Source organism: Pseudomonas sp. LRP2-20, assembly GCF_024349685.1.
Taxonomy (GTDB): Bacteria; Pseudomonadota; Gammaproteobacteria; order Pseudomonadales; family Pseudomonadaceae; genus Aquipseudomonas.
In genome coordinates this window covers 4,170,900-4,191,737 of the sequence record NZ_AP025944.1, presented here as the reverse complement: position 1 = coordinate 4,191,737, position 20,838 = coordinate 4,170,900, and the positions used below count along the sequence as shown (strand labels likewise).

Here is a 20,838-nt window from a genome sequence, read left to right as displayed (position 1 = left end):
GATGGGTCTCCTTGCGGCGACGCTTCCAGTGTGGGCTCTGGAGATATTGTCGGGCGCGGAGCGTTGCGATGCTGGCTGAAGCGGGGGCTGGCGGCAGCGGGGGCGGCTGATTTCGCGCAGGCGACAGCCGAATCGGCTGTGGCCAGGTAGGGAGGCTGTGGCAGATGGCCAGGCGTTTCAGGCAAAAAAAACGGCACCTGCCAGAGGTGCCGCTTTCAGGTCACGCTGTCTTACTTGTGCAGCTCTTCAGCTGCATACAGCGTGTTCTCCAGCAGGCAGGCACGGGTCATCGGCCCGACGCCACCTGGAACCGGCGTGATCCAGCCAGCGCGCGGCAGGGCGGTCTCGTAGACCACATCACCCACCAGCTTGCCATCTTCCTGGCGGTTGATGCCGACGTCGATGACGATGGCGCCTTCCTTGATCCACTCACCCTTGACCAAGCCCGGCTTGCCGGCGGCCACGACCACCAGGTCGGCGCGGCCGACGTGGCCTGCCAGGTCCTTGGTGAAGCGGTGGCAGACGGTCACGGTGCAGCCGCCCAGCAGCAGCTCCATGGCCATCGGGCGGCCAACGATGTTGGACGCGCCGACGATGACCGCGTTCATGCCGTACAGGTCCTGACCGGTGCTTTCCAGCAGGGTCATGATGCCTTTGGGCGTGCACGGGCGCAGCAGTGGAATGCGCTGGGCCAGGCGGCCGATGTTGTATGGGTGGAAGCCGTCGACGTCTTTGTCGGGGCGGATGCGCTCGAGCAGCAGCGAGGCGTCCAGGTGCGCCGGCAGCGGCAGTTGCAGCAGGATGCCATCGACGGCCGGGTCGTCGTTGAGGCGGTCGATCAGCTCGGTCAGCGCTTGCTGCGTGGTCTCGCTGGGCAGGTCGAATGCCTGGGAGATGAAGCCGACCTCTTCGCAGTCCTTGCGCTTGTGCGAGACATAGACTTGGGAGGCGGGGTCGGTGCCGACCAGGATCACCGCCAGGCCCGGCGTGCGCAGGCCTTGCTGGCGACGCTCCTCGACACGTTGAGCGATCTGCTTGCGCAGGTTGGCGGCGATCGCCTTGCCATCGATTAGGTGTGCAGTCATAGACGCGTGATTAACCATCGAGAAAGGAACAATAAAGAGGGCGCATTCTCGCACGACATCGCCCAAGGGCAAAGGCGGGTGGTCGGGCAAATCCCCTAACCCCTTAAATAATTTAAATTTTTTGGAGAAAGGTGTTGACGCCCCGGAGGCTCGCCTATAAGATTCGCCGCACTTGTCGGGCACAGCCTAGCACTGGTTGGCGAAGTCGGGCAGAATGAGTGGTTTAGCAGTTACCTGTTAAAGCCTCGTTCAGTTAGGCTTAAAGCTTAAGCGCCCGTAGCTCAGCTGGATAGAGCATCCGCCTTCTAAGCGGATGGTCGCAGGTTCGAGTCCTGCCGGGTGCGCCATTTAGGCAGCTTGGGCAAGCAAGTAAGGCTGTAATGCAATATGGTGGGCGTAGCTCAGTTGGTAGAGCGCTGGATTGTGATTCCAGTTGTCGTGGGTTCGATTCCCATCGTCCACCCCATATTTGACGAAGGCGCCTTTGATTGAACAATCTGGCGCCTTTGTTTTAAGCGTTACGCGGACGTGGTGAAATTGGTAGACACACTGGATTTAGGTTCCAGCGGCGCAAGCTGTAAGAGTTCGAGTCTCTTCGTCCGCACCATGCTTCTGTAAGGCTGTATCGCAACACTGCAACACCGCAATATGGTGGGCGTAGCTCAGTTGGTAGAGCGCTGGATTGTGATTCCAGTTGTCGTGGGTTCGATTCCCATCGTCCACCCCATATTTTTCAAAGGCGCCTTGATCGTGAGATCGGGCGCCTTTGTTGTTTCTGCTGGGGTCATGGCTTGGGTCATGTGTTGGCATTGAGATCGAGCGCCGCCCGCGCGGCGCATCGCGAGCTGCGCTCGCTCCTACGTTTGTTTCGGGCCAGTAATGCCTGTAACAGGCGCGCGCGACCGCCTGGTTTGTACGACGCGATATCGAGTCAGGCGCCAAGGCGTTCGCGCGCAAATCCCCCAGGAATAATTGGCCAGAAACAAACGTAGGAGCGAGCGCAGCTCGCGATGCGCTGCGCGGGCGGCGCTCGATCTGGCAGGCGCCCAAAGGCTCAAGCCAGAAACTTCGCAGCCACAACTCAATCCCCCCTTGCAATCCTCTGGTGGCACCCCAATAAAAGCTGTTAGATTTCAGCCGGTTGAAACACCGGCCCAGTTGGCCGGCAGAGGAACAGCCTGATGATTGCAAAAGAAGCCCGCCAGGCCCTGGCGCTGCAGCGCTTCGCTGAGGCCAATCCGCAACTGCTCGAGGAGATCCGCGAGCTGGATCCGCGTGAGCAGGCCCAGCAGATCGAGTGGGCCTTCGAGGATGCCGCCGATGAGCAGGGGGTTCAGCCTTGGGAGCTGGCCTTGCAGTTGATCGCCGAAAGCCCCGAGCAGCTGCAGGCCATGCGCCTGGAGACCCATCGCGAAGTGGCCGAGGCGCTGGGTATGGAGTGGGAAGAGTACTGCCAGTTCAACGAGATCGATCCCGAATAAGACGGCGTCGCTTTCGTACCGGCAGTTGTTTGACAAGGTATTTCGGCTGCGGGGCGCCAGTGGGCGTTGCGTTGCCTTCTATATAAAGAGGCCTGGCACTTCAGCGTGCGGGCCATGCAAGTTAATCGACCGGCGTGGTTTCCCGTCGTCCCGGGTGGGGTGACTTCTGGTGCGTGACTCACTAGAATGTTTGCCCTTGATTCTGGAGTCGGGCTATCGCCGGCTAACGTCTGTGCAACGAGGAATATCCATGCAAGTTTCTGTTGAAAACACTTCCGCTCTCGAGCGCCGCATGACCATCGCCGTTCCGGCCGAGCGCGTCGAGAACGAAGTCAACAAGCGTCTGCAACAGACTGCCAAGCGCGCCAAGGTCGCGGGCTTCCGCCCAGGCAAGGTGCCGATGAGCGTGATCCGTCAGCGTTTTGAGGCCGATGCCCGTCAAGAGGCTTTCGGTGACCTGGTCCAGGCTTCCTTCTACGAAGCCATCGTCGAGCAGAAGCTGAACCCGGCTGGCGCTCCGGCCGTTGAGCCGAAGTCCTTCGAGAAGGGCAAGGACCTGGAATTCGTTGCCATCTTCGAAGTGTTCCCAGAGTTCACCGTTGCCGGCTTCGACTCGATCAACGTCGAGCGCCTGAGCGCCGAAGTGGCCGACGCCGACCTGGACAACATGCTGGAAGTCCTGCGCAAGCAGAACACCCGTTTCGAGGCTGTCGAGCGCGCCGCGCAGAACGACGACCAGGTCAACATCGATTTCGTCGGCAAGGTCGACGGTGAAGTGTTCGCCGGCGGTTCCGCCAAGGGCACCCAGCTGGTACTGGGTTCCGGTCGCATGATCCCTGGCTTCGAAGACGGCCTGGTTGGCGCCAAGGCGGGTGAAGAGCGCGTTGTCAACGTGACCTTCCCAGAGGACTACCAGAACCTGGACCTGGCCGGCAAGGCCGCCGAGTTCACCATCACCGTCAACAGTGTTTCCGCACCTGTGCTGCCAGAGCTGAACGAAGAGTTCTTCGCCCAGTTCGGCATCAAAGAGTCGACCCTGGAAGGCTTCCGCACCGAAGTTCGCAAGAACATGGAGCGTGAACTGCGCCAGGCGATCAAGACCAAGGTCAAGAACCAGGTCATGGACGGTCTGCTGGCTGCCAACCCGATCGAAGTGCCGAAGGCGCTGCTGGAAAACGAAGTCAACCGTCTGCGCGTGCAGGCTGTTCAGCAGTTCGGTGGCAACATCAAGCCTGAGCAGCTGCCAGCCGAGCTGTTCGAAGAGCAAGCCAAGCGCCGTGTGGTCCTGGGCCTGATCGTCGCTGAAGTGGTCAAGCAGTTCGAGCTGAAGCCGGACGAAGACAAGGTTCGCGAAATGATCGAAGAAATGGCCTCGGCTTACCAAGAGCCTGAGCAGGTCATCTCCTGGTACTACAAGAACGACCAGCAACTGAACGAAGTCCGTTCGGTTGTGCTGGAAGAACAAGTTGTAGATACTGTTCTGCAGAAAGCGACTGTGACCGACAAATCGGTCTCGTACGAAGATGCCGTTAAGCCAGCACAGGCTCCTGCCGCCGCTGAGTAACAGGCTTCTCTCGTAGGAACCCCCACAAGCCAGCCTTCGAGCTGGCTTGTGCGTTATCAAGCCATGACTATTTGGGAGTGAGCGCAGGACATGTCCCGCAATTCTTATATTCAGCAGAGCTCTGACATCCAGGCCGCAGGCGGCCTGGTCCCGATGGTTATCGAGCAGTCCGCCCGTGGCGAACGTGCCTACGACATCTACTCGCGCCTGTTGAAGGAGCGAGTGATTTTCCTGGTTGGCCCGGTAGAGGATTACATGGCCAACCTGGTGGTGGCGCAGCTGCTGTTCCTTGAAGCGGAAAACCCGGACAAGGATATCCATCTGTACATCAACTCCCCAGGCGGCTCGGTGACTGCAGGCATGTCGATCTACGACACCATGCAATTCATCAAGCCGGACGTCTCGACTATCTGCATCGGCCAGGCCTGCAGCATGGGTGCATTCCTGCTGGCCGCGGGTGCCAAGGGCAAGCGTCACTGCCTGCCGAACTCGCGCGTGATGATTCACCAGCCACTGGGTGGTTTCCAGGGGCAGGCCACCGATATCGAGATCCACGCCCAGGAAATCCTCAATATCAAGGCGCGCCTGAACGAGCTGCTGGCCTACCACACCGGCCAGGAACTCGAGACCATCAAGCGTGACACCGAGCGTGACAATTTCATGAGCGCCTCGCGCGCGGCCGAGTACGGCCTGATCGACTCGGTGTACGACAAGCGGCAACTGGCCTCCTGAACCCAGGTGCCAGAGCAGGTAGGTGCGCAAAGCGCCTACCTGCGGACTTGAAAAAGCCCGCAATTGCCTTCATCTTGTGTTGCAAGCCTACCGGATTGGATCGATCGAATGACTGACACCCGTAACGGCGAGGACAGCGGCAAATTGCTTTATTGCTCCTTCTGCGGCAAAAGCCAGCACGAAGTGCGCAAACTGATTGCCGGGCCCTCGGTATTTATCTGCGACGAGTGCGTCGACCTGTGCAACGACATCATCCGTGAGGAGGTGCAGGAAGCCCAGGCCGAGAGCAGCGCGCACAAATTGCCTTCGCCGAAAGAAATCAGCGGCATCCTGGACCAGTACGTCATCGGTCAGGAGCGCGCGAAGAAGGTGCTGTCGGTAGCGGTGTATAACCACTACAAGCGCCTGAATCAGCGTGACAAGAAGGGCGACGAAGTCGAACTCGGCAAGAGCAACATCCTGCTCATCGGGCCTACCGGCTCGGGCAAGACCCTGCTCGCCGAAACCCTTGCACGTCTGTTGAACGTACCGTTCACCATTGCTGACGCCACCACCCTGACCGAAGCCGGTTACGTGGGTGAGGACGTCGAGAACATCATTCAGAAGCTGTTGCAGAAGTGCGACTACGACGTGGAAAAGGCCCAGATGGGCATTGTCTACATCGACGAGATCGACAAGATCTCGCGCAAGTCGGACAACCCGTCCATTACCCGTGACGTTTCGGGTGAAGGCGTGCAGCAGGCATTGCTGAAGCTGATCGAAGGCACCGTTGCTTCGGTTCCGCCTCAGGGCGGCCGCAAGCACCCGCAACAGGAATTCCTGCAGGTTGATACCCGCAACATCCTGTTCATTTGCGGTGGCGCCTTCTCCGGCCTGGAAAAGGTCATCCAGAACCGCTCCACCAAGGGTGGCATCGGTTTTGGCGCCGAAGTACGCAGCAAGGAAGAGGGCAAGAAGGTCGGCGAATCGCTGCGCGAAGTCGAGCCGGACGATCTGGTCAAGTTTGGCCTGATCCCTGAGTTCGTCGGTCGTCTGCCAGTGCTGGCGACCCTCGACGAGCTGGACGAGGCTGCGCTGATGCAGATCCTCACCGAGCCGAAGAATGCCCTGACCAAGCAGTACGCCAAGCTGTTCGAGATGGAGAGCGTGGACCTCGAGTTCCGCACCGACGCCCTCAAGGCAGTCGCGCGCAAAGCCCTGGAGCGCAAGACTGGCGCCCGTGGCCTGCGTTCGATCCTCGAAGGCGTGCTGCTCGACACCATGTACGAGATTCCTTCGCAGAAGGATGTCAGCAAGGTGGTGATCGACGAGAGCGTCATCGAAGGCACCTCGCAGCCGTTGATGATCTACGAGAACAGCGAGCCGCAAGCCAAGGCCGCGCCCGACGCCTGATTCCAGGTAGATGCCGGGTGATGGCAGCAAGCAAGAAAGGGGCCTACGGGCCCCTTTCTGCTTTTCCTATGCGAGCGCTTGTAATTTCCCAAGCGTGCCCCCACATTAGGTCCAAGCATCATTTCCACCGGTTTCCGGCCATAAGGCCGCTGTAGAGGCGAAATCATGAAGACCACCCTCGACTTGCCTCTTTTGCCATTGCGCGATGTCGTCGTCTATCCGCACATGGTCATCCCACTGTTCGTGGGGCGTGAGAAGTCTATCGAAGCCCTCGAGGCCGCGATGACGGGCGAGAAGCAAATTCTGCTGCTGGCCCAGAAGAACCCAGCCGATGACGATCCAGGCGAAGACGCTTTGTATCGGGTCGGTACCGTCGCTACCGTATTGCAACTGCTGAAACTGCCCGATGGCACTGTCAAGGTGCTGGTCGAGGGTGAGCAGCGTGGCGCGGTCGAGCGTTTCACCGAAGTAGAAGGGCACATCCGTGCCGAAGTTTCCCTGATCGACGAAACCGACGCTGCCGAGCGCGAGTCGGAGGTCTTCGTGCGCACGCTGCTGTCGCAATTCGAGCAGTACGTGCAACTGGGCAAGAAAGTCCCCGCCGAAGTACTGTCGTCGCTGAACAGCATCGAAGAGCCCGGTCGCCTGGTCGATACCATGGCCGCGCACATGGCGCTGAAGATCGAGCAGAAGCAGGAAATCCTCGAGATCGTCGACCTGTCGACCCGGGTCGAGCACGTACTGGCACTGCTGGATGCCGAAATCGACCTGCTGCAGGTCGAGAAGCGTATCCGTGGCCGGGTCAAGAAGCAGATGGAGCGCAGCCAGCGCGAGTACTACCTGAATGAGCAGATGAAGGCCATTCAGAAGGAGCTCGGCGATGGTGACGAAGGCCACAACGAAGTCGAAGAGCTGAAAAAGCGCATCGAAGCCGCTGGCCTGCCGAAAGACGCCCTGACCAAGGCCCAGGCCGAGCTGAACAAGCTCAAGCAGATGTCGCCGATGTCCGCCGAGGCTACCGTGGTGCGGTCCTACCTCGACTGGCTGGTGCAGGTGCCGTGGAAGGCCCAGAGCAAGGTGCGACTGGACCTGGCCAAGGCCGAAGAGATTCTCGATGCCGACCACTATGGCCTGGAAGAGGTCAAGGAACGCATTCTCGAGTACCTCGCCGTGCAGAAGCGGGTGAAGAAGATCCGTGGCCCGGTACTGTGCCTGGTTGGCCCACCTGGCGTCGGCAAGACCTCGCTGGCCGAGTCGATCGCTGCCGCGACCAACCGCAAGTTCGTGCGCATGGCCCTGGGCGGCGTGCGTGACGAAGCCGAGATTCGTGGTCACCGTCGTACCTACATCGGTTCGATGCCTGGCCGCCTGATCCAGAAGATGACCAAGGTGGGTGTGCGCAACCCGCTGTTCCTGCTCGACGAGATCGACAAGATGGGCAGCGACATGCGTGGCGACCCGGCCTCGGCGCTGCTGGAAGTGCTCGACCCTGAGCAGAACCACAACTTCAACGACCACTACCTGGAAGTCGATTACGACCTCTCGGATGTGATGTTCCTGTGCACCTCGAACTCGATGAACATTCCGCCGGCGCTGCTTGACCGCATGGAAGTCATCCGCCTGCCGGGCTACACCGAGGACGAGAAGATCAACATCGCGGTCAAGTACCTGACGCCCAAGCAGGTCAAGGCCAACGGTTTGAAGGCCGAAGAGCTGGACATCGACGTCTCGGCGATTCGTGACATCATTCGTTACTACACCCGCGAAGCTGGTGTACGGGGCCTGGAGCGCCAGATTGCCAAGGTCTGCCGCAAGGTGGTCAAGGAACATACCGGGCAGAAAAAGGTCAAGGTCAAGGTCACCAGCGAGCAGCTCGAGCACTTGCTTGGCGTGCGCAAGTTCCGCTACGGCCTGGCCGAGCAGCAGGATCAGATCGGCCAGGTCACCGGCCTTGCCTGGACCCAGGTGGGCGGCGAACTGCTGACCATCGAGTCGGTGGTCATCCCTGGCAAGGGTCAGCTGATCAAGACCGGCTCGCTGGGTGATGTCATGGTCGAGTCGATCACTGCCGCGCAGACCGTGGTCCGCAGCCGCGCCCGCAGTCTGGGGATTGCCGCCGACTTCCACGAGAAGCACGACGTGCATATCCACATGCCCGAAGGCGCCACGCCGAAGGACGGCCCGAGCGCCGGTATCGGCATGTGCACCGCGCTGGTGTCGGCGCTGACGCAGATCCCGGTGCGTGCCGATGTGGCCATGACCGGTGAAATCACCCTGCGTGGCCAGGTATTGGCCATCGGCGGGTTGAAGGAAAAACTGCTGGCTGCACACCGTGGCGGGATCAAGACGGTGATCATTCCCGAGGAGAATGTTCGCGATCTGAAGGAAATTCCGGAAAATATCAAACAGGATCTGCAGATCAAACCGGTCAAATGGATTGACGAAGTCCTGCAAATTGCGCTGCAATACGCCCCGGAGCCCTTGCCAGATGTGGCTCCGGAGATTGTCGCGAAAGATGACAAACGCGACGGCGATGCTAAGGAAAGAATCAGCACGCATTAGTAGTTTTTGGCTGGGGGGCTTTCCTTGACAGTTTTTTCGGGGCCTTGCTATAAAGCGGCACGCTATTGTCAAGCTGCCACCCGGCGCACGTTTCATAAGCTTTTCATTACATACTTAGAAACAAACTCAATAGAGAAATAAGGGGACTTAGAGTGAACAAGTCGGAACTGATTGACGCTATCGCCGCATCTGCTGACATCCCGAAAGCTGTAGCCGGCCGTGCGCTGGACGCAGTCATTGACTCCGTTACCGGTGCCCTGAAGCAAGGTGACGATGTGGTACTGGTTGGTTTCGGTACCTTCTCGGTCAAGGAGCGCGCCGAGCGCACCGGCCGCAACCCGCAAACCGGCAAGGCGATCAAGATCGCGGCCGCCAAGGTTCCAGGCTTCAAGGCTGGCAAAGGCCTGAAAGACGCCGTCAACTAAGTCGTCTCTTTCAGCCGGACCTGGCCTGGCCAGGTCCGAGCACGCTGATGGCGGGCCGCAAACGTTCCCGCCTGACACGTTTGCTAAGAAAAGGCGCATCCTCGGATGCGCCTTTCTTTTATCAGGATTCTACCCACGCTCCGCGGTTGTCGACGCAGTGGTACAGCCGTTTCTGGGGGACGCATGCTGCAAAATATCAGGGACAATTCACAAGGTTGGATTGCCAAGACCATCATCGGCCTTATCGTCGTGTTGATGGCGTTGACCGGCTTCGAAGCTATTTTCAAGGCCGCCACCCACAGCCAGGACGCGGCCAAGGTAAACGGCGACACCATCAGCCAGAATGAGCTGAGCCAGGCCGCCGACATGCAGCGCCGCCAGCTGATGCAACAGTTGGGCAAGGATTTTGACCCAGCGCTGCTGGATGAAAAGCTGCTGCGTGACGCCGCGCTCAAAGGCCTGATCGATCGCAAACTGCTGCTGCAGGGTGCCGAAGACGCCAAGTTCGCCTTCTCTGAAGCCGCGCTGGATCAAGTGATTCTGCAGACGCCGGAATTCCAGGTCGATGGCAAGTTCAGCGCCGATCGTTTCGACCAGGTCATCCGCCAGATGGGCTATGGTCGCATGCAATTCCGCGACATGCTTGCCGAAGAGATGCTGATCGGCCAGCTGCGTACCGGTATTGCCGGCAGCAGCTTCGTCACCGACCAGCAGGTCGACGCCTTTGCCCGCCTGGAAAACCAGACCCGCGATTTCGCTGCCCTGACCTTCAAGGCCAACCCGGCTGCGGTCAAGGTCAGCGATGACGAAGTCAAGGCGCACTACGACCAGCACGCCAAGGAGTTCATGACCCCGGACCAGGTGGTCATCGACTACATCGAGCTGAAGAAGTCGGCGTTCTTCGATCAGGTCAAGGTCACCGACGAAGAGCTCAAGGCCCAGTACGAGAAGGAAATCGCCAACCTCGCCGAACAGCGCCATGCCGCGCATATCCTCATCGAGGTCAACGACAAGGTCACCGACGCCCAGGCCAAGGCCCGTGCCGAAGAGATCGAACAGCGCCTGGCCAAGGGTGAAGATTTCGCCAAGCTGGCCAAGGAGTTCTCCCAGGATCCGGGTTCGGCCAGCAATGGCGGCGACCTCGGCTTCGCGGGCCCGGGTGTGTATGACCCGGCCTTCGAAGACGCCCTGTACAAGCTCAACGATGGCCAGGTCTCGGCCCCGGTGCGCACCGAGTTCGGCTACCACCTGATCAAGCTGCTGGGCAAGCAGGCGCCTGAAGTGCCGAGCTTCGCCAGCCTGAAGGACAAGCTGACCCGCGACCTGAAGACCCCGCTGGTCGAACAGCGCTACGTCGATGCCAGCAAGCAGCTGCAGGATGCTGCCTACGAGGCTTCCGACCTGGCCCAGCCGGCCCAGGACCTGAACCTCAAGGTGCAGACCTCCGCAGCGTTCGGTCGCGAAGGCGGCGAGGGCATCACGGCCAACCGTGGTGTGATCCAGGCGGCGTTCTCCGAAGAGGTGATGGATGAAGGTGCCAACAGCACCGCCATCGAGCTCGACCCGGAAACCACCGTGGTGCTGCGCGTCAAGGAGCACCGCAAGCCGGAGCAACTGCCGCTGCAAGCCGTGGCCAAGAACATCAGCGAACACCTGGCCAAGGAGAAGGCGACCGCCGAACTCAAGGCCAAGGCGGACAAGCTGATTGCCGGCCTGCGTGATGGTTCCATCGCTGCTGCTGGCGCTCACGACGGCCAGGAGTGGAAGACGCGCGAGGCTGTGACCCGTGGTCAGGACGGTATCGACCCGGCCGAGTTGCAGGCGCTGTTCCGCCTGCCCAAGCCGCAAGCCAAGGACAAGCCGGTCTACGGCAGTGTGGTCCTGGCTGACGGCAGCCTGGTCGTGCTGCAGCTCAAGGGCGTCAATGAAGGCGCCGCCGCCAGCGACGAAGAGAAGCAGCAGATCCGCCGCTACCTCGCATCGCGTGCTGGCCAGCAGGACTTCGCGGCCTACCGCAAGCAGCTGGAAGGCACTGCCGACATCACCCGCTACTGAGTGATGCATGCATGATGAAACAGGCCGCTAGATGCGGCCTGTTTCATTTCTGCTGCCTGTGCCGTCCTCCTCGCGGGTGAACCCGCTCTCATGGGACTGCACATAACTCATTGAATTAGCAGGGACACTGTGGGAGCGGCTTTAGCCGCGAACACCGGCGCAGCCGGTGCCATCACCGCGTTGGATTCTTCGCGGCTAAAGCCGCTCCCACAGGGTAGGCGGACTGCTTGCGAACTAAGTTCTCTAAGCGACAGCGCAGCCGACAGGGCTGGGTGATCTCCCACAAGTACAGCGCAGCGCACAGTCCCTGTGGGAGCGGCGGTTCAGCGCCCCGATTCACCCGCGAAGAGGCCGGCACAGGCAACCCGGCACCTAGCGTTTCTCGCCTTCGTAGTTATCCAGCGTGTCCCGCGCAATCTCCCGCCCCAGGGCAATCAGCTCCGGCGCCTTGTAGAACTCGAAGAACCGGCATACCCGCTTGGGCACGTTGATCAGCACATCCGGCGGATACCCGGCAATCTTGTACTGCGCCAGCGACGTCTGCATCACCTCGAAGCTCTGGTTGATCAGGTCGAGCAGCGAGGCCGGCCCGACGTTGTCGATGATGAACGAGCCGGTTGCCGACTTCGGCGCACCTTCCCGCTCGGGCGCCGCAGCGGGTTGCTGGGCCTCGGGGTCGGCCGTGTCGGCCAGCCACGGGTTGGGGGGCGCCAGCCCTTCGGCGACGATCTCCTGCTCGATGCGAATCAGCTCTTCGGCAGGCTTGCGCCGAAACGGCAGGCGCGAGCCGAGTGAGCTGAGCAGGGCGTCGAAGCGCATCTTGAAGGCTGCCGGGCGTTCGATCACGGGCAACTGGTATTGCTTCTGGTTGGTGGCGTTGAGGTTGACCGCGATGATCAGGTCACAGTGGCTGGACACCACAGGTACGATCGGCAGGGGGTTGAGGATGCCGCCATCGACCAGCATGCGGTTACCCTGCATCACCGGTGTGAACAAGCTTGGAATCGCCGCCGAAGCACGCATGGCCTGATGCAGGCAGCCTTCCTGGAACCAGATTTCCTGCTGGTTGGTGAGGTCGGCCGCGACTGCCGTGTAGGGGATTCGCAACTGCTCGATGTTTATGTCGCCGACGATCTTGCGAATCTGGCCGAACACCTTGTCACCGCGGATCGCGCCAAGGCGAAAGCTGACGTCGACCAGGCGCAGCACATCCAGGTAGTCCAGGCTTTCGATCCAGTTACGGTATTCGTCAAGCTTACCTGCCGCGTAGATACCGCCAATCACCGCGCCCATGGAGCAGCCAGCGATGCAGGCGATGTCGTAGCCGCGCCGTTCGATTTCCTCGATCACGCCGATATGGGCATACCCACGAGCGCCTCCCGATCCCAACACCAATGCCACACGTTTGCTCATGAGCTTTCCCCGGCTGGTACAACCCTGGCCCTACAATGCACTCATCGCCGCCTGTGCTTCAATCCAGAGCGTGCTGAACTACTCTAAGCAAAGCACATCGGGCCGGGCACTTTTCAATCGCACCGGCGTCGAACAGCCACTCTTTTGACCTTTGAGGTATTACTGATGAAAGCCTGGATCTGCCTTCCACTGATCGCCCTGGCCCTTGCTGGCTGCGCGGGCAAGACGGCCTACCGCGAGAGCTGCGCGACTCAGCTGGATGCCGCCTGGAAGGAGCTGGACCTGGCCAAGGCCGAAGGTTTTGCCGGTACCGTCAGCTATTCCAAGGCCCTGTCGCTGCTGACCGGTGCCAAGACGCAGCAGCAATTCGAAGGGTACGAAGGGTGCACCCACAAAGCCGAAAAAGCCCGCTTCTACATTCGTGAGTCGCGCGCCGGGCGCTGACCAAGGAGCGACACATGTCCGCCATGCTCGATCATGTCGTTGCCCAGCTACTGGCCTTGCAGGTGCGCCTGCTGGCCTGTCGCGAGCGCCTGGCTGCCGATACCGACAGCGAGGCCCTGCACGACCTGCGCATCAACCTGCGGCGCCTGCGCAGCCTGTTGCGGCCCTTGCAGGGCCTGCCTGGGATCGAGCAGCTGGAGGCGGCGGCCAAGTCATTGGGGACCTTGACCACGCCCCTGCGTGATCGCGAGGTACTGGCGGTTGAGCTGATCAGGCGCGGTCATGCCGAGGCCGGGCAGCGGCGTCTGGCAGGGCGGGACAGGACATTCGCCAGCATTGCCGACAGCCCGCAGCTGACCCGGGTGCTGGCGATTGTCGATGCGTTCCCGCTGTTTTTGCGTGCGGCGGATCGCGAGGGGCTGGCCAGGTCGCTGGGCAAGCGCATCGACAAGCGCCTGGTCAAGCAGTGGCACAAGTTGCGCAAGGCCCTGCAGGACCCCGCCCATGATCGCCACCGATTGCGCCTGCTGATCAAGCGCGCGCGCTACGGTGACGAGGCCTATCCGCAACTCGATCATGCCGGCAAGAAACTGCAGCGCCTGCTGAAGAGGGCCCAGAGCGATCTGGGGGAGTGGCATGACCGCTTGCAGTGGTTGCTGCAGGCCAAGGAGCATGCCGACCTGGCACCTTGCACAGCCGCCTGGCAACAGGAACTGCTCGAGGCCGAGCGCAAGTCCGATCTCGCCCTGGACGCGCTGCAGGCGGCGCTCAAGCAGCGTTAGCCCGGCAAATGACCGATTTGCGGGCTGATCGGGCGAAGTTTGCTGGCTAGTATGGGCGGACCGTTCGCCATACAGCCAGGAGCCGGCCGATGAATTTCAACCAACTGCTCGACGCCGTGCGGGAAACCCCCGACGCGGTCAGCATTCCGCCCACCTGGGCCCAGGGGCGTGCCGTGTTCGGTGGCCTGATGGCGGCCATGGTTCATGAACGCATGCGCATGAAGCTCTCCGATGATCGCCCGGTGCGCTCGCTGGCCATCACCTTCGTCAGCCCGGCTGCGGCGGATGTGCCCATTCGTTTCGAAGTCGAAGTGCTGCGCGAGGGCAAGGCGGTCAGCACGCTGCTGGGGCGGGCCATTCAGGAAGGCCAGGTGGTGACGCTGGTGCAGGGCAGCTTCGGTGCCGGCCGATCATCGGTGGTCGATGTTGCAGCTGCACCTGCGGCGGAGATGAAACCACTTGAACACGCGGCGCCGGAGTTGCCCTACATCAAGGGCGTCACCCCGGAGTTCATGCGCCATGTCGCCTTGCGCTGGGCGGTGGGGGGGCTGCCGTTCAGTGGCAATCAGTCGCGCCACATGGGCGGCTGGGTACGTTTGCGCGATGTGGCCGAAGAGCAGGTCAACGAGGCGCACCTGCTGGCGCTGGTGGATGCCTGGCCACCGAGCCTGATGCCGTTCCTCAAGCAACCGGCGGCGGGCAGCACGCTGACCTGGACCATCGAGTTCATCCAGCCGACGGCGAAACTGTCGACGCTGGACTGGTGCCGTTACCGTGTCGAGACCGAGTATGCCCGCGATGGCTACGGGCATGCGGCGGCAGCACTATGGAGCGCGCAAGGGGAGTTGCTGGCCTTGAGCCGGCAGACGGTGACGGTGTTCGCCTGATCATCAGCGCCGGTGCTTGTGCCGTTCGCGCCAGGCCTTCCACCAGGCACCGCTGAGCACGAAACGCGGGAAAGTGACGAACTGCTCGGTCAGCAGCCGCTGCACGGCGTCCTTGCGGTTGGCGAACGGTTCGGGTTGTTCGGCTTCCAGGCGATGCCCGTGGCGCTGCAGGCCCAGGCCGGCGATCAGGGCAATGACGCCGACGGCGATCTGCCCCAGGTCCAGGGCGAACAGGCCGGACAGCACCAGCAGGGCGCCGAGGATGAACAGCGGTACGGCGATCAGGTGCAACACCAGGTTGGTCGGGTGCCGGTGATTGTGGTGGTAGCCACGCCATTGCCAGGCGTGCAGGTTGGGCAGTCGTTTGCTCATGGGCGGTTCCTCGCGCGCTTGGTTGCGCGCTTCGTTGCAATCATGCCCAAAGCTTAGTGCGGCCCCGAGGGCGGGGCCAATCGAGGCTGGCTATGGCGACTATAGCTTGAGCTGGCCAATGGCCTTGCTCAACTCGCCGGCAAGGGTCGCCAACTGGCTGCTGGTGGTGGCCGAGCCGACGGTCTGCTGCACAGTCTCTTCGGTGACATCGCGGATGCTCACCACCGCGCGGTTCATTTCTTCAGCCACCTGGCTTTGCTGCTCGGCGGCGACGGCAATCTGCGTGTTGCTCTCGCGCATCTGCGCGACTGCGCCGGTAATCTCGGCCAGTGCCGCGCCGGCCTCCTGAGCCTGCCGGACACAATCGTCGGCCTTGTACGAACTCTCCTGCATGAACTCCACGGCATCGCGGGTACCGGCTTGCAGGTCGGCGACCATGCGGGTGATTTCATCGGTGGACGTCTGTACGCGCTTGGCCAGGTTGCGCACCTCGTCGGCGACCACGGCAAAGCCCCGGCCCAGATCCCCTGCGCGCGCGGCTTCGATGGCGGCGTTGAGTGCCAGCAGGTTGGTCTGTTCGGCAATACTGTGAATGACCCCGACCACGCTGTTGATCTTCTGGCTGTCGTCGGCGAGCTGGCGAATCATTTCGGCAGTTTGCTGTACGCCGCTGGAGAGCCCGGCGATCGAATCCTGCACCCGGCTGACCACTTCCTTGCCGCTGCCGGCGAGGGTGTCGGCGGTCTGCGACAAGTCCCGGGTGGCGCCGGCATGCTGGGCGATATGGTGCACGGTGGCTGACATTTCATTGATCGCCGTGGCGGCCTGATCGGTCTCGCTCTGTTGGCCGAGCATGCCATGGCGCACTTCGTTCATGCTCGCGGCCAGGCGCGCGGCACCGGAGTCCAGTTGCGCGGCGGTGTGGGCGACGGTGCTGACCACGCGGTGGTAGGTGGCCTGCATGGCGTTGAAGGCACCGGCCATCTGGCCGACTTCGTCGCCGCAGGCCAGGGGGACGCGGGCCGACAGGTCGCCGGTCTTTTCCACGTGCAGCATCACGTCCTTGAGGGTATTGAGCTGGCTCAGCAGGAAGCGGATCAGCAGCTGCGAGGCAGCAAGCATTGCCAGCATCAGGATCAGCACGCAGACCGCGTAGTTGCTGAAGCGGTCGAGAAAGACCTGGCGCAGGCTCGGTGCGGCTGCCAGCACGGCCAGTTGCTGGTCGCCATGGTGCAGCACCTGGGCACCGCGCAGCGGGTTGTTGCCGAGGACCCAGGCCGCCGGTAGCGTGACCCAGCCTTGCCCGTTGGCCAGGGCTTCGAGGTTTTCACCCGCGTAGGTCGGGGTCTGCCCGGGCTGCCAGGTAATCAGGTTGGCCTGGCGCGGCAGGGGCTGCCCGGCGGGCCAGGCGGCCAGCAGCTCGGCTTGGGCTTGCGCCTGGGCCTGCGCGGCATCGGCGCGGGCGCGTTGCTCCAGGTGCACTGCATAAAGCACCAGCAGCAAGGTCGTGACGAAGGCCACTGCGTTGACGGCCCAGAATTTGTACTTCAGGGAAATATTGCTAAGCCAGGCACCCATGGGTAGGTCTTCTCTGAGTTGAGCGGAAACATTATTGGCAAGGTGCCATCATTGTGCCCGCTCACTCGAGCGACGCTCATGACATGTGTCAAGGAAGCTGGAAGAAAGCTTTGGCCGTGGCGCTGGTGTGCTGGGCACAGTGCTCGAGGCTTTCGTTGCGATGCTGGGCTACTTCGCGCAGCACTTCGGTCAGGAATGCCGGCTCGTTACGGCCGTTTTTCGGCTTCGGCCGCAGGCTGCGTGGCAGCAGGTACGGCGCATCGCTTTCCAGCATCAGCCGGCCCTCGGCAATGTTGCCCACCAGCGGGTGCAGGTGGGTGCCGCGACGCTCGTCACAGATCCAGCCGGTGATGCCGATGTGCAGGTCCATGTCCAGGTAGGCGTACAAGGCGTCGCGCTCACCCGTGAAGCAATGCACCACGGCGGCTGGCAGGTGGTCGCGGTAATCCTTGAGGATGGCCAGCAGCCGCCCGCTGGCATCGCGTTCGTGCAGGAACACTGGCAGGCACAGTTCGGCCGCCAGTGCCAGCTGGGCTTCCAGGGCTTTTTCCTGCAGTGGGCGAGGGGAGAAGTCACGGTTGAAATCCAGCCCGCATTCCCCGACAGCGCGCACGCGTGCTTCAGCCAACAGCTGGCGCAGTCGCCGCTCGCTGTTGCCATCCCATGACTTGGCATCATGTGGGTGCACGCCAGCCGTGGCGAACAGGTGCTGGCCGTCGCCATCGAGCTGCTGGCACAGCTCCAGTGCCTGTTCGCTGACCTCAAGGCTGGTGCCGGTCAGTACCATCTGCACAACGCCGGCCTCGATGGCGCGCTCGACGATGGCGGCCTGTTGGTCATGGAAACTGCTGTTGGTCAGGTTGACGCCGATATCGATCAGTTGCATGGTGCTACCTCGTGCCGCGGGGCGGCCAGCATAGCAAAAAGCGTGATATTCGGAAAAAGCCAAGAACTTCAGGCGCTTGCCGTGGTCTTTTAGCGTCATTTCTCTAGATCGCGCGTATCACCATGGCTGCCGCCCACCGACCACGGACACGATTTCGCATGCTGCGATACCTGCTGACCCTGTTGCTGATGCTCGGGCTGACCACGGTCGGCCCGGCCTACGCGCGCCTGCCGGGGCCACAGCAGAACGTACCGGCGAACACCTCCCGTGACCTGCAGCAGATTCGCAGCAGCAAGGTGCTGCGGGTGCTGGTCAACCAGAGCCGCAACAGTTCGGGTGAGATCAAGGGCGAGCCGGTGGGGGTCGAGTATTACCGCCTGCGCGGGCTGGAGCATTACCTCAATGCCCGGGCCGGGGATGGCCAGCAGATCCGCCTGAAGATCATTCCGCGGGCCAAGGAACAACTGCTGGGCGCCCTGCAGCGCGGTGAGGGTGACCTGGCCGCGCCGGGCGAGCTGCTGGACCCGGCGGTGACAGGCGGCGTCAACAGCAGTGCGCCGGTACTGGACCAGGTGCCGCTGTTGCTGGTCGGGCGCAAGGGCGAGCGCAGCTACACCCGCGCCGAGCAGCTGTCCGGGCGTACGGTGGCGTTGACCAGTGCCAGTGCGGCAGGGGCGGTGATTCAGCAGATCAACCAGCAACTGGCGCTGCGCAAGCGGCCGCCGATCAAGATCGAATGGGTCGATTCGACCCTGGCTGTGGAAGATGTGCTGGAAATGGTCCAGGCCGGCATCTATCCATTGACCATGGTGGAGCGCCCGATCGCCCAGCGCTGGGCCAGGGTCATGCCGAACTTGCGCCTGGACAGCCGGGTGCAACTGGGGCAAGCGCAGGCCATGCGTTGGTATGTGCGGCGCGATGCGACGATGCTGCTGGCCACGGTCGATCGCTTTCTCCAGGGGTATCGCGCGCCGGAAAACCAGGATGCGGCCTTCGAGCGCATCTACCGGCGCCAGTATCGCGTGCACAACCCCTTGGCGCGCAAGGACCGTCAACGCTTGAATGCACTGCGCCCGGTGTTGCAGAAGCATGGCGAGGCGCAGCAGATCGACTGGCTGAACCTGGCTGCCCTGGCCTTCAAGGAATCGACCCTGAACCCTGCGGCGCGCGGTAGCGGTGGGGCACACGGCCTGATGCAGATCACCCCGTCGGCTGCGCAACGGGTGGGGGTCAGCGACACCGGCACGGTCGATGGCAATGTCCAGGCCAGTGCGCGCTATCTGGCGCTGATCCGCCGCAAGTTCTTCGCCAGCCCGCAGATCAACGAGCGCGAACGCATGGCGTTTGTGCTGGCGGCCTACAACCTGGGCCCGGAGCGGGTGCAGGCCATGCGCGCCGAGGCTCGCAAGCGCGGCCTCAATGGTAACCAGTGGTTCTTCCAGACCGAGCGCATCGCCATGGAGCAGGTCGGCATGGGGCCGGTCAACTTCGTCAACAGCGTCAACAAGTACTTCCTGGCGTTCAATCGCGAACGCACGGCACTGGAGCGGGTGGTCATTCGCTGACAAATCAATTTTGTCGATTGTTATGTTGGGTTTTTTGCGATTTTCATATCTATTGAATTGATTATGATGGCGCCCATCCCAACACAACATCCCGCTTTCAAGGACGCTTCGAAATGAACAACGCAATCAGCAAGCTGCTTTCCACTCGCGCAGGCCTGGGCCTGAGCGTGATCCGCATCCTGGTCGGTGTGATCTTCATGGCGCATGGCGCGCAAAAACTGTTCGGCCTGTTCGGTGGCTACGGCCTGGAAGGCACCGGCCAATGGATGGAAAGCATCGGCCTGGCGCCGGGCTACCTGATGGCGTTGCTGTCCGGCAGCGCCGAGTTCTTTGGCGGCCTGGCCCTGGTGATCGGCCTGCTGGCCCGCCCGGCCGCACTGGCACTGACGGTGACCCTGGTCGTGGCGATCTTCTCGGTACACATCAACAACGGCCTGTTCATGTCGAACAACGGCTATGAGTTCGCCCTGGCGCTGCTGGCCGGCACCGTGGCGGTACTGATCGAAGGCGCGGGCCGCCTGTCCCTGGACCGCCTGATCGCCCGCTGACAGGTCGCGAGACGCAAGCTGCAAGCCCCAAGCCGAACGCATTTCAGCTTGGGGCTTGCAGCTTGCGGCTTGTCGCTCTAGCATACCGCCTGCGCCGATTTAAACAGCTACTTGCGGGGCGCAGGACTGGCCCCTCTCCGGGTTATCCGAAATACCGCTAAAGCGCTGGTTCGGTGACGCCTCCCACCGCTGCCCAGCGGGATTCGCGAGGCGGAGAGAAGCTCCATGAGTTGTCCACGTACCAGTGTCTGTTTGAGCCCATTGCCTGCCAACCAGGCTTCCCGCACACCGCGCATCCTGCTCGGTGGCCAGCATCAGCCCACACTCTTGCGTCATCTTGAAGGGTTGTCCCGCCGCAAGGGGCAGGCTCGTGCCTTTCTCATCCAGTTCGCCGAAGATGCATGCCGCCTGGAGCAGTTCGGCAACGACCGCTTCGACCTGGCGGTGATCCAGGCGCCAGCCCGCGAAGACGCAGCCCAGGTCATTGGCGAGCTTACCCGCATTGCGCGCCAGGGCCTGATTACCCGACGCTGAGGAGCGCGCCGTTGAGCACCAACATCATCACCACGGAAGGTCACGAGGCCCTGAAGAAGGAGCTGGACCATCTGTGGCGGGTGTATCGCCCGGAAATCACCCAGAAAGTGACCTGGGCCGCTTCGCTGGGCGATCGTAGCGAGAACGCCGACTATCAGTACAACAAGAAGCTGCTGCGTGAGATCGACCGCCGGGTCCGCTATCTGCGCAAGCGCCTTGAAGACGTGAAGGTGGTCGCCTACTCGCCGCAGCAGGAAGGCAAGGTGTTCTTCGGTGCCTGGGTCGAGATCGAGAACGATGATGGCGAGACCCTGAAGTTTCGCATTGTCGGGTATGACGAGATCTATGGCCGCAACGACTACATCTCGATCGACTCGCCGATGGCCCGGGCCCTGCTCAAGAAGGAGGAGGGTGATGAAGTGGTGGTGAATACGCCGACCGGCCAAGCGACCTGGTATGTGAACAGCATCCACTACGGGCAATGAATTGGGAGTGCCTGTGCCGGCCAGTTCGCCGGGCCGGGACAGGCAACC

19 protein-coding genes and 4 tRNA genes are annotated in these 20,838 nt (G+C 61.9%); 18 read left to right on the top strand and 5 right to left on the bottom strand.

All coding sequences use genetic code 11. The annotated features are described in order from the left end of the window. Positions 1-230: 230 nt before the first annotated feature. Positions 231-1,085 (bottom strand): bifunctional methylenetetrahydrofolate dehydrogenase/methenyltetrahydrofolate cyclohydrolase FolD, encoded by an 855-nt coding sequence (gene folD, locus OCX61_RS18785; RefSeq protein WP_054883547.1) that lies wholly within the window; start codon positions 1,083-1,085, stop codon positions 231-233. A 270-nt stretch (positions 1,086-1,355) separates the two neighbouring features. Here folD and OCX61_RS18780 point away from each other — a divergent pair. From OCX61_RS18780 to OCX61_RS18730, 11 genes are all read left to right on the top strand, one after another. Continuing rightward, positions 1,356-1,432, top strand: a tRNA-Arg gene (locus tag OCX61_RS18780). 43 nt (positions 1,433-1,475) lie between these two features. Beyond that, positions 1,476-1,551, top strand: a tRNA-His gene (locus tag OCX61_RS18775). A 56-nt stretch (positions 1,552-1,607) separates the two neighbouring features. Continuing rightward, positions 1,608-1,692 (top strand) — tRNA-Leu (locus tag OCX61_RS18770). Positions 1,693-1,736: 44 nt separating this feature from the next. Beyond that, a tRNA-His gene (locus OCX61_RS18765) sits at positions 1,737-1,812 on the top strand. Positions 1,813-2,266: 454 nt separating this feature from the next. Continuing rightward, on the top strand, positions 2,267-2,566 hold the full coding sequence (locus tag OCX61_RS18760) for a DUF6388 family protein (protein WP_261940865.1): 300 nt from the start codon (positions 2,267-2,269) through the stop codon (positions 2,564-2,566). Between the two features lie 250 nt (positions 2,567-2,816). Next, positions 2,817-4,130, top strand: coding sequence for a trigger factor (gene tig / locus OCX61_RS18755; RefSeq protein ID WP_261940864.1), 1,314 nt, complete (start codon positions 2,817-2,819; stop codon positions 4,128-4,130). Between the two features lie 90 nt (positions 4,131-4,220). Beyond that, on the top strand, positions 4,221-4,862 hold the full coding sequence (clpP, locus tag OCX61_RS18750; RefSeq protein ID WP_003250240.1) for an ATP-dependent Clp endopeptidase proteolytic subunit ClpP: 642 nt from the start codon (positions 4,221-4,223) through the stop codon (positions 4,860-4,862). Between the two features lie 108 nt (positions 4,863-4,970). Next, positions 4,971-6,254 (top strand): ATP-dependent Clp protease ATP-binding subunit ClpX, encoded by a 1,284-nt coding sequence (clpX, locus tag OCX61_RS18745; RefSeq protein WP_054883550.1) that lies wholly within the window; start codon positions 4,971-4,973, stop codon positions 6,252-6,254. A 165-nt stretch (positions 6,255-6,419) separates the two neighbouring features. Continuing rightward, positions 6,420-8,816 (top strand): endopeptidase La, encoded by a 2,397-nt coding sequence (gene lon, locus OCX61_RS18740; RefSeq protein WP_261940863.1) that lies wholly within the window; start codon positions 6,420-6,422, stop codon positions 8,814-8,816. A gap of 152 nt (positions 8,817-8,968) precedes the next feature. Continuing rightward, entirely contained in the window at positions 8,969-9,241 is a 273-nt protein-coding gene (hupB, locus tag OCX61_RS18735; protein WP_085674679.1) for a nucleoid-associated protein HU-beta, read from the top strand. Positions 9,242-9,424: 183 nt separating this feature from the next. After that, positions 9,425-11,296, top strand: coding sequence for a SurA N-terminal domain-containing protein (locus tag OCX61_RS18730; protein WP_261940862.1), 1,872 nt, complete (start codon positions 9,425-9,427; stop codon positions 11,294-11,296). 372 nt (positions 11,297-11,668) lie between these two features. On the opposite strand, the gene OCX61_RS18725 is transcribed toward OCX61_RS18730, so the two are convergent. Beyond that, positions 11,669-12,709 carry a patatin-like phospholipase family protein gene (locus tag OCX61_RS18725; protein WP_261940861.1) on the bottom strand — a complete coding sequence of 347 codons (1,041 nt, stop codon included), beginning with the start codon at positions 12,707-12,709 and terminating at the stop codon, positions 11,669-11,671. Between the two features lie 165 nt (positions 12,710-12,874). On the opposite strand from OCX61_RS18725, the gene OCX61_RS18720 reads away from it, so the two are divergent. The 3 genes from OCX61_RS18720 (at position 12,875) to OCX61_RS18710 (ending at position 14,822) form a co-directional block, all read left to right on the top strand. After that, positions 12,875-13,153, top strand: a complete 279-nt coding sequence (locus tag OCX61_RS18720; RefSeq protein WP_085674672.1) for a hypothetical protein — start codon at positions 12,875-12,877, stop codon at positions 13,151-13,153. Positions 13,154-13,167: 14 nt separating this feature from the next. Further along, positions 13,168-13,935: a CHAD domain-containing protein gene (locus tag OCX61_RS18715; protein WP_261940860.1), complete on the top strand. Its 768-nt coding sequence runs from the start codon at positions 13,168-13,170 to the stop codon at positions 13,933-13,935. Positions 13,936-14,024: 89 nt separating this feature from the next. Next, on the top strand, positions 14,025-14,822 hold the full coding sequence (locus OCX61_RS18710) for an acyl-CoA thioesterase (protein ID WP_261940859.1): 798 nt from the start codon (positions 14,025-14,027) through the stop codon (positions 14,820-14,822). A 3-nt stretch (positions 14,823-14,825) separates the two neighbouring features. Here OCX61_RS18710 and OCX61_RS18705 read toward each other — a convergent pair whose 3' ends face one another. From OCX61_RS18705 to OCX61_RS18695, 3 genes are all read right to left on the bottom strand, one after another. Further along, positions 14,826-15,194 (bottom strand): Mpo1-like protein, encoded by a 369-nt coding sequence (locus OCX61_RS18705; protein WP_110631623.1) that lies wholly within the window; start codon positions 15,192-15,194, stop codon positions 14,826-14,828. 99 nt (positions 15,195-15,293) lie between these two features. Further along, entirely contained in the window at positions 15,294-16,772 is a 1,479-nt protein-coding gene (locus OCX61_RS18700) for a methyl-accepting chemotaxis protein (protein WP_261940858.1), read from the bottom strand. Positions 16,773-16,860: 88 nt separating this feature from the next. Continuing rightward, positions 16,861-17,658 (bottom strand): TatD family hydrolase, encoded by a 798-nt coding sequence (locus tag OCX61_RS18695; protein ID WP_261940857.1) that lies wholly within the window; start codon positions 17,656-17,658, stop codon positions 16,861-16,863. 158 nt (positions 17,659-17,816) lie between these two features. Here OCX61_RS18695 and OCX61_RS18690 point away from each other — a divergent pair, with 158 nt between their 5' ends. The 4 genes from OCX61_RS18690 to greB all read left to right on the top strand — a co-directional run bounded on the left by OCX61_RS18690 (position 17,817) and on the right by greB (position 20,790). Continuing rightward, complete coding sequence (locus OCX61_RS18690; RefSeq protein WP_261940856.1) at positions 17,817-19,223, top strand: MltF family protein; 1,407 nt, start codon at positions 17,817-17,819, stop codon at positions 19,221-19,223. A 113-nt stretch (positions 19,224-19,336) separates the two neighbouring features. Continuing rightward, positions 19,337-19,771 carry a DoxX family protein gene (locus OCX61_RS18685; RefSeq protein ID WP_159409591.1) on the top strand — a complete coding sequence of 145 codons (435 nt, stop codon included), beginning with the start codon at positions 19,337-19,339 and terminating at the stop codon, positions 19,769-19,771. A 225-nt stretch (positions 19,772-19,996) separates the two neighbouring features. Beyond that, positions 19,997-20,305, top strand: a complete 309-nt coding sequence (locus OCX61_RS18680) for a hypothetical protein (protein ID WP_261940855.1) — start codon at positions 19,997-19,999, stop codon at positions 20,303-20,305. A gap of 11 nt (positions 20,306-20,316) precedes the next feature. Then, positions 20,317-20,790, top strand: a complete 474-nt coding sequence (greB, locus tag OCX61_RS18675) for a transcription elongation factor GreB (protein WP_261940854.1) — start codon at positions 20,317-20,319, stop codon at positions 20,788-20,790. Positions 20,791-20,838 lie beyond the last annotated feature (48 nt).